Consider the following 1,049-nt stretch of genomic DNA (forward strand, 5'->3'; position numbering starts at 1 on the left):
GGCGAAGCTGAGAACTTAAGCGCCAGTAAACGGCGGTGGTAACTATAACCATCCTAAGGTAGCGAAATTCCTTGTCGGGTAAGTTCCGACCTGCACGAATGGCGTAACGACTTCTCGACTGTCTCAACCATAGGCCCGGTGAAATTGCACTACGAGTAAAGATGCTCGTTTCGCGCAGCAGGACGGAAAGACCCCGGGACCTTTACTATAGCTTGATATTGGTGTTCGGTTCGGCTTGTGTAGGATAGGTGGGAGACTTTGAAACCGTGGCGCCAGCCATGGTGGAGTCGTCGTTGAAATACCACTCTGGTCGTGCTGGATGTCTAACCTGGGTCCGTGATCCGGATCAGGGACAGTGTCTGGTGGGTAGTTTAACTGGGGCGGTTGCCTCCTAAAGGGTAACGGAGGCGCCCAAAGGTTCCCTCAGCCTGGTTGGCAATCAGGTGTTGAGTGTAAGTGCACAAGGGAGCTTGACTGTGAGACCGACGGGTCGAGCAGGGACGAAAGTCGGGACTAGTGATCCGGCGGTGGCTTGTGGAAGCGCCGTCGCTCAACGGATAAAAGGTACCCCGGGGATAACAGGCTGATCTTCCCCAAGAGTCCATATCGACGGGATGGTTTGGCACCTCGATGTCGGCTCGTCGCATCCTGGGGCTGGAGTCGGTCCCAAGGGTTGGGCTGTTCGCCCATTAAAGCGGTACGCGAGCTGGGTTTAGAACGTCGTGAGACAGTTCGGTCCCTATCCGCTGTGCGCGTAGGAGTCTTGAGAAGGGCTGTCCCTAGTACGAGAGGACCGGGACGGACGAACCTCTGGTGTGCCAGTTGTCCTGCCAAGGGCATGGCTGGTTGGCTACGTTCGGGAGGGATAACCGCTGAAAGCATCTAAGCGGGAAGCCTGCTTCGAGATGAGGACTCCCACCCACTTGATGGGGTAAGGCTCCCAGTAGACGACTGGGTTGATAGGCCAGGTGTGGAAGACCGGTAACGGTTGGAGCTGACTGGTACTAATAGGCCGAGGGCTTGTCCTCAGTTGCTCGCGTCCACTGTGT

Annotated in this window: 1 rRNA gene; it reads left to right on the top strand. The window is 56.5% G+C overall.

What is annotated here, in order from left to right:
* A 23S ribosomal RNA gene (locus K6I33_RS35225) occupies positions 1-1,028 on the top strand; the annotation flags it as partial.
* Between the last annotated feature and the right edge of the window lie 21 nt (positions 1,029-1,049).

The sequence above is a fragment of the Streptomyces sp. UNOB3_S3 genome (assembly GCF_020740895.1).
GTDB lineage: Bacteria > Actinomycetota > Actinomycetes > Streptomycetales > Streptomycetaceae > Streptomyces.